General features: G+C 71.3%; 8 protein-coding genes and 1 pseudogene. 4 read left to right on the top strand and 5 right to left on the bottom strand.

The annotated features are described in order from the left end of the window. Nucleotides 1-434, bottom strand: a pseudogene (locus tag OEY_RS30575) (hypothetical protein); the annotation flags it as partial. A 93-nt stretch (nucleotides 435-527) separates the two neighbouring features. Here OEY_RS30575 and pknB point away from each other — a divergent pair. Beyond that, entirely contained in the window at nucleotides 528-2,441 is a 1,914-nt protein-coding gene (pknB, locus tag OEY_RS0119420; RefSeq protein ID WP_010595472.1) for a Stk1 family PASTA domain-containing Ser/Thr kinase, read from the top strand. Nucleotides 2,442-2,469: 28 nt separating this feature from the next. Here the strand turns inward: pknB and OEY_RS0119415 are convergent, their stop codons facing one another. Beyond that, on the bottom strand, nucleotides 2,470-3,126 hold the full coding sequence (locus tag OEY_RS0119415) for an aminodeoxychorismate/anthranilate synthase component II (RefSeq protein WP_010595471.1): 657 nt from the start codon (nucleotides 3,124-3,126) through the stop codon (nucleotides 2,470-2,472). A 20-nt stretch (nucleotides 3,127-3,146) separates the two neighbouring features. Then, the gene (locus OEY_RS0119410; RefSeq protein ID WP_010595470.1) at nucleotides 3,147-3,872 is read right to left on the bottom strand and encodes a DUF881 domain-containing protein; all 726 of its coding nucleotides are present in this window, start codon (nucleotides 3,870-3,872) and stop codon (nucleotides 3,147-3,149) included. Between the two features lie 129 nt (nucleotides 3,873-4,001). Here OEY_RS0119410 and crgA point away from each other — a divergent pair, with 129 nt between their 5' ends. Further along, the gene (crgA, locus tag OEY_RS0119405; protein WP_003936616.1) at nucleotides 4,002-4,265 is read left to right on the top strand and encodes a cell division protein CrgA; all 264 of its coding nucleotides are present in this window, start codon (nucleotides 4,002-4,004) and stop codon (nucleotides 4,263-4,265) included. Between the two features lie 66 nt (nucleotides 4,266-4,331). Beyond that, nucleotides 4,332-4,784: a PH domain-containing protein gene (locus OEY_RS0119400; RefSeq protein WP_010595469.1), complete on the top strand. Its 453-nt coding sequence runs from the start codon at nucleotides 4,332-4,334 to the stop codon at nucleotides 4,782-4,784. Here the strand turns inward: OEY_RS0119400 and OEY_RS0119395 are convergent. Both OEY_RS0119395 and OEY_RS0119390 read right to left on the bottom strand, forming a co-directional pair. Then, nucleotides 4,769-5,695, bottom strand: coding sequence for a rhomboid family intramembrane serine protease (locus OEY_RS0119395; protein WP_029540117.1), 927 nt, complete (start codon nucleotides 5,693-5,695; stop codon nucleotides 4,769-4,771). The genes OEY_RS0119400 and OEY_RS0119395 overlap by 16 nt on opposite strands. A gap of 12 nt (nucleotides 5,696-5,707) precedes the next feature. Then, nucleotides 5,708-6,235: a peptidylprolyl isomerase gene (locus OEY_RS0119390; RefSeq protein ID WP_017682271.1), complete on the bottom strand. Its 528-nt coding sequence runs from the start codon at nucleotides 6,233-6,235 to the stop codon at nucleotides 5,708-5,710. A gap of 89 nt (nucleotides 6,236-6,324) precedes the next feature. Between OEY_RS0119390 and OEY_RS0119385 the strand changes: the two genes are divergently transcribed. Beyond that, nucleotides 6,325-6,988: hypothetical protein (locus tag OEY_RS0119385; protein WP_010595466.1), on the top strand; the 664-nt coding region annotated here is incomplete at its 3' end.

The raw sequence follows: 6,988 nt of genomic DNA, 5'->3' as shown, positions 1-6,988 counted from the left end.
ACCGGGGGGCCCCAGCCCCCCCCCGGCCCCGCCCCGTCCGGCGACAAACGCTCACCGAGCCCGAAGGCCATCGCCTGGGCGGCCGGGGCGGCCGTGGCGCTCGCACTCGTTGCGCTGGCGCTGGTGCTGCTGGGCGGCGACAATTCCGGGGACGCGGGCCCCGCACGGTCCACGACCACGCAGGCACCGACGACCACCACCCGTGCCACGACGACGACCACGCGGCCGCCGCGGACCACCACCACGACGGTGGAGCCGACGACGACGGCGCCCCCGACCACGACGCAGGCACCCACGACCACCCCCGAGCCGACGACGACCACCCCGCCGCCGACGACGACGGAGGCGCCGACCACCACCACGGCGCCCACCACCACGGCCGCCACCACGACGACGGCCGCCACCACGACGACGGCCGAGACGACCACGACCACCGTCTCCCTGCCGGACGACGGTGACGGCGGTCTCGAACCCGGAGCCATCGACAACCCGTTCACCCCGCTCGAGCCAGTCACCCGAGGACAGTCATGACCACACCCCGCAAGCTCTCTTCCCGCTACGAATTGGGTGAGATCCTCGGCTTCGGTGGCATGTCGGAGGTACACCTGGCCCGGGATCTGCGGCTCGACCGCGACGTGGCGATCAAGGTGCTGCGCGCCGATCTCGCCCGCGACCCCACGTTCTATCTCCGGTTCCGCCGCGAAGCCCAGAACGCCGCGGCGTTGAACCATCCGGCGATCGTCGCCGTGTACGACACCGGTGAGGCGGAGACCGAGTCCGGCCCGCTGCCGTACATCGTCATGGAGTTCGTCGAGGGCGACACGCTGCGCGACATCGTGCGCTCCCAGGGGCCGATGACCCCGAAGCGGGCCATGGAGGTCGTGGCGGACGTGTGCGCCGCCCTCGACTTCAGCCACCGCAACATGATCGTCCACCGCGACGTCAAACCCGCCAACGTCATGATCACCCGTTCCGGCGCGGTGAAGGTGATGGACTTCGGCATCGCCCGGGCCATCTCCGACGCCGCGAGCCCGATGACGCAGACCGCCGCGGTGATCGGCACCGCCCAGTACCTGTCGCCGGAACAGGCCCGCGGCGAGCAGGTGGACGCCCGTTCCGACGTGTACTCGGTCGGCTGCGTCCTGTTCGAGATCCTCACCGGCAAGCCGCCGTTCCAGGGTGATTCCCCCGTGGCCGTCGCGTACCAGCACGTCCGCGAGGACCCGCCGCTGCCGTCGTCGGTGAACTCCGCCGTCCCGCCGGAGCTGGACTCGGTGATCCTCAAGGCGATGGCGAAGAACCCCGCCAACCGGTACCAGAGTGCCGCCGAGATGCGCAGCGACCTGATCCGCGTGCTGAGCGGCCAGAAGCCCAGCGCACCGATGGTGATGACCGACGAGGACCGCACCACCATCCTCGGGGCCGTCGACGGTGCCGGGACACCCCGCAACGGCGCGGACCGCGGTCCCGCCGGAGCCGCTGCCGGCGGGACCGTGGCGACGCCTCAGCGCTCCCGGGTCCTGCGCAACACCCTGCTGGGCCTGGCGGCGGTCGTGATCGTCGGCATCGTCGGGGTGTTCCTGTGGACGTCGGGCCCGGGATCGAGCGCCGCGCAGATCCCCGTCCCCGACGTGCGCAACCTTGCCGCGGAGATCGCGGAGAGCAGGCTGCAGGATGCCGGGTTCGAGGTCTCGGTGCAGATGAAACCCGACGCCGTGGTCGCCTCCGGGAACGTCGTCAACACCCGGCCGGTCGCCGGAGTCCAGGCCGAGGAGGGCAGCACCGTCACCCTCGAGGTCTCGAGCGGCCCCGAACAGGTGCAGATCCCGCGGCTGGCGGGCATGAACCAGCAGGAGGCGCTGCAGGCCCTGACCGACGCCGGACTGCGCCTCGATCCGAACGTGGCCCGCGCACCGTCGTCGTCGGCCGAACGCGACACCGTCGTCGACCAGAGCCCCGCTCCGGGAGCCGACGCCGACCGCGACAGCGCGGTGCGGGTGACGCTCGGCAGCGGACCCGAGCAGATCCGCGTGCCCAACGTCGTGGGTCAGGCCACCGAGGTGGCGCGCGACAACATCGAGGCCGCCGGTTTCACCGTCGTGGTCGACGAGATCGACTCGAGCCAGCCGGCCGGGACGGTGGTGTCGAGCAGCCCGGCGGGCGGCACCAGCGCGACGGAGGGCGACACGGTCACCATCCAGGTGTCCAACGGCAACCGCATCGAGATGCCCGCGTTGACGAACAGGACGGTGTCCGAGGCACTGGCGGAACTGCGGGCGGCCGGCTGGACGGGCTCGCCGGCCCAGCTCGTGCAGAACCGCGAGGCCACCCTCGACCCGGAGCTGGTGGGTAAGGTCATCGCCCAGCAGCAGCCGCCGGGGTCGGAGATCTCCAAGTCGGAGACCCTCACCGTGGGTGTGGGCGTGCTGGGTATCCGCTGAGCTGCGGCTCGGGTGCCGTGCGGACGGCTCAGGCGACGCCCCCGGCGAGCGCCTGAGCCACTTCCGCCTCGAGACGGGCGACCAGCTGTTCGTCCGGCGCCTCGCCGCACACGCCGAGCCAGTTCGCGAGCATCCGGTGGCCGCCCTGCGTGAGGACCGATTCCGGGTGGAACTGGACGCCGTGGATGGGCAGCTCGCGATGCCGGAGGGCCATGACGATGCCGCTCTCGGTGAATCCGGTGGGGACGAGCTCGTCCGGCAGCGTGTTGGGCAGCACCGTGAGCGAGTGGTAGCGCGTCGCGGTGAACGGATCCGGCAGGCCGGCCAGCACACCGGTGCCGTCGTGCCAGACCGAGCTGGTCTTGCCGTGCAGCAGCTCGGGGGCCCGGTCCACGGTCGCACCGAAGGCGGCACCGATCGCCTGATGGCCGAGGCAGACCCCGAGCAGCGGCGTGCCCGCGTCGGCGCAGGCCCGCACGAGGTCCATGCTCGCACCGGCGCGCTGCGGCGTGCCCGGCCCGGGGCTCAGGAGGATGCCGTCGAACTCGGCCGCGATCCGGTCCGCGGCACCGGTGAGTCGCTCGTCGTCGTTGCGCCAGACTTCGGCCCGCGTCCCGAGCTGCCCCAGGTACTGCACGAGATTGAAGACGAAGCTGTCGTAGTTGTCGACGACGAGGATGCGCATGCGGAAAGGGTACCGACCCGTCAACGCAGCGTTGCTCCGCCCGTGTAGGCCGGTACCGACAACGACTCCGACGACTGCTGCGTGTAGCCCAGCCCGTAGCGCGCCGCGTACTGCTTGTACACGCGGATGCCCGGCTCGGCCGCCAGGGCGGCCTCGAGTCGCGCCGGGTCGCCCAGCGCGGTGATCACGTACGGCGGAGAGTAGGTACGGCCGTGCAGCAACAGGGTGTTGCCGATGCAGCGCGGTGCCGACGTCGCCACGAGCCGCTGATCCTGCATCGCGATCGCCTCGGCCCCGCCGGCCCACATCGCGTTGAGCACGCTCTGCACGTCCTGCTGGTGCACCACGAGATCGTCGGGCGACGCATCCGTCGGATACCTGCCGTCGGCGCCGCGCGGCGCATCGGTGAGGCTCACGGTGACCCCGGGGCCACGCCGTGCGGTCAGGCCGGCCGGATCCTCGAGAGCGACGGTGTCGGCGAGCACCGCGGCGACGTCGTCGTCGGTGGCCGCGGCCTGCGCCTGCAACTCGGTGACGCGTCCCGCGAGGTCGTCGCGGGTGGCGGCGAGCTCGTCCGACTTGGCCTGCGCTGCCCGCACGAGGTCGGACAGCCGCGCGGAGTCGCTCACGCGCAGTTCCTCGCCGTCGGAGACCCCGCGGGTGGTGCCGAGCAGCAAACCGGCGAGCAGGCACACGGCCAGCGCGGCGGCAGTCCACCCGAGCGCGCGGGCCCGGCCGTCCGACACGTGGACCCTCCGTTCCGGATTCTGCGTTAGCGTGTACTCACACTGGTAGTACACGCACTGGTAGTACACGCCAGGTAGCTGCCCAACCTACCTGTCCGCCCCGCGCGGTACCGCACGAACGAGGACGTCATGCCCAAGTCGAAGGTCCGGAAGAAGACCGACTACACGATCAACCCGGTGAGCCGCACCCCCGTGAAGGTGAAGGCGGGACCGTCGAGCACCTGGTACGTCGCGGTGATGCTCGGCTTCATGCTGATCGGCCTGGCCTGGCTGGTGGTCTACTACCTCGCGGCCGAGCAGATCTCGTGGATGAACGACCTCGGCGCGTACAACTTCCTCATCGGTTTCGGGTTCATGATCGTCGGCCTGATCATGACCATGAGGTGGCGGTGAGGTTACAGGAGTGTAGTTCATCCCCACCTGTGGACAAACCTGTGGACGAACTGGGGAAAGCTCCCCGTGTCCGGTGAACAACCCCTGCGCTGGTCCACGCCCCCGCTCGCGATCGTCGCGCTGGCGGTGGGCGGCGTCGTGCTCGCGGTGGCCGCGGCGACGACTCCCGATCCTGCCGGCCGCACCCTCGTCGGGCTCGCGGCCGCGGTCGCACTCGTCGTCGCGGCACTCGCGGCCCGGCAGCGCCCGCGGCTCGAGGTGCTTCCCGAAGGCGCCGGACTGGCCGTCACCCGCCTGACGGGACGACGCGAGCTGCCCCGCGCAGCCCTGACGCGGGTACGGATCGTCGCGTATCCGCGGCTCGGCCGGCGGGTCCCCATGCTGGAGATCGACGTGCGCGACACCCAGGGCGACGAGCAACTGCTCATCTTCGGGCGCTGGGACCTGGGTACCGATCCCCGCACGGTGTACGACGCACTCGCGGTGCGGGGACTGGCGCCGGATCAGACGCCGAGCTGAGCCCGCAGGCGCAGGACGGCCAGGGCGAGGACCAGCACGGTGACCACCGTGACGCCCCCCAGCGCGAGCCATCCCGTCCGGACGAAGCGGGCGCGGTCGTCGCCCGCGCCCAGTGCGCGCGGGGCGAACAACAGTGCCGCCGTCGCCGCCGCACCCGCGGCCAGGCCGCCGAGGTGTCCCCACAGGGAGATGCCGGGGATGGTGATGCTGATGACGACGTTGAGGACGACGATCGCCAGCACCGGCGCGGGGCTGCGCCGCAGCCGCATCAGGATCACCGCCTGCGCTCCCAGCAGGCCGAACACGGCGCCGGAGGCGCCGGCAGTGACGGCGCCGGTCTCGAGCAGCATCACTGCCGCGGATCCGCCGAGGATCGACACGAGGTAGACGGCCAGGTACCGGAGCCGGCCGAGGACGAGTTCGGTGTCCCGGCCGATCACGTACAGCGCGAACATGTTGACCGCGAGGTGCAGCACCCCGAAGTGCAGGAATCCGCTGCCCAGCACCCGGATGTACTCGTCGCGAGCGGCGATCATCGGCGGCCACAGCGCCCACTCGAAGAACAGGCTCGACGAGCGCTCGTTGTTCATCACGCTGCCGGACTGGGCCGCGGTGATCGCGAAGATTGCGGTGTTCAGCGCGATCAGGATGTACGTCACGAGCGGGGTGTTCGCCTGCGACCGGACGGGCGCGCCCGCGACCGTGCGGGCCTGCGGGACGTCACGCTGAGCGGCCGCGACGCAGTCGACGCACTGCTGCCCCACCGCGGCGGACCGCAGGCACTCGGGGCAGGCCGGTCGTCCGCATCGGCTGCACGAGAGCAGGGTCGGGCGATCGGGATGCCGGACGCACCGCGGCTGGGGCGGGTGGCCGCCCCCGCCGGCCGCGTGGCCCCAGCCGGGGTTCGTCATGTTCGGTCTCTCTCAGGAAATGGTGATGCTGTCGATGACGACCGGCTCGACCGGGCGGTCCGCACGGTCCGTCGCCGTCGTGGCGATCGCGTCGACGACCTTCCTCGACGCGTCGTCGGTGACCTCACCGAAGATCGTGTGGCGCCGGTTCAGGTGCGGGGTCGGTCCGACGGTGATGAAGAACTGCGAACCGTTGGTGCCCGGTCCGGCGTTGGCCATCGCGAGCAGGTAGCCGCGGTCGAACTGCAGCTCGGGGTGGAACTCGTCGCCGAACTGGTAACCCGGGCCGCCGCGGCCGGTGCCGGTCGGGTCGCCGCCCTGGATCATGAAGCCGTCGATGACGCGGTGGAAGACCGCACCGTCGTAGAACGGGCCGCTGGTCTCGCCCTTGGCGTTCTCGGTCTTGTACTCCTTGGTGCCGTTCGCGAGGCCGACGAAGTTCTCGACGGTCTTCGGGGCATGGTTGCCGAAGAGCTCGATCACGATGTCGCCGCGGTTGGTGTGCAGAGTCGCGGTTGCAGTCTTTTGAGGTGAAGTCACTCCTCCATCGTGCCATCCGGGTCCGCGACACCGGAGCGGTCCGTCTCTCATACCCCAGGAGTGAGGTTTCGCTGTGCAAAAGTGGGTACATGACGAGTGTGAGCGAGTCCAGAACCAAGAGCGGGTCCGGCACCGGAAGCGAACTCGTGTGCCCCCCGAAGGAATCCAAGGGGGCCGGCGGCTACCTGAAGCTGGCAGGTCAAGGCGCGACGGCCCTGGCGCGGGGGCCGCTTGTCACCGGACTGTTCGTCGCCCGGAAGGGTCTCGACGTCGCCCGGAACATGGCTGGAAACCGGGAGTGCCGCCGCGCACAGGCCGCAGCGACGATCGAGTCCGGTTCCCGGGGCCGGGGCCGCAGGCTCCTGGTGACGGTCGGCGCGCTCGGCGTCGTCGCCGCGGGTGGAGTGGTGTTCTACCGCAGCCGGCTCGGGGATCACCCGCCCGTCGCTCCGGAGCCGCCGCGGATCGAGTCGGTTCCGCCCGTGTCGGTCGCAGCGCCCGAGGCCGTCGCCCCGAAGACCGAAGCGCCGAAGACCGAAGCGCCCGCCCCGAAGCCGGCGGCCGCACCGAAGACGACGCCCCAGCCGGCCGCGACGCCCGAAGCCGCCGCCCCGAAGACCGACGCACCGAAGACCGAAGCACCGAAGACCGACGCCGCCACACCGAAGCCGGCGTCACCGGCAAAGGCGAAGCCCGAACCGGCCGCGACGCCCGAGGCGGTGGCTCCGAAGCCCACGCCGGCCCCGAAGCCCA

Origin of the sequence: Rhodococcus sp. P14, assembly GCF_000256505.1 — a bacterium.
In the GTDB taxonomy this organism is placed as follows: Bacteria; Actinomycetota; Actinomycetes; order Mycobacteriales; family Mycobacteriaceae; genus Rhodococcus; species Rhodococcus ruber.
This window is presented reverse-complemented; position numbering and strand designations above follow the sequence as displayed.

Excerpts from the sequence above, each read along its gene's own strand:
- crgA (WP_003936616.1), top strand. The coding sequence starts at position 4,002 with ATGCCCAAGTCGAAGGTCCGGAAGAAGACCGACTACACGATCAACCCG.
- OEY_RS0119415 (WP_010595471.1), bottom strand. The coding sequence starts at position 3,126 with ATGCGCATCCTCGTCGTCGACAACTACGACAGCTTCGTCTTCAATCTC.
- OEY_RS0119395 (WP_029540117.1), bottom strand. The coding sequence starts at position 5,695 with ATGACGAACCCCGGCTGGGGCCACGCGGCCGGCGGGGGCGGCCACCCG.
- pknB (WP_010595472.1), top strand. The coding sequence starts at position 528 with ATGACCACACCCCGCAAGCTCTCTTCCCGCTACGAATTGGGTGAGATC.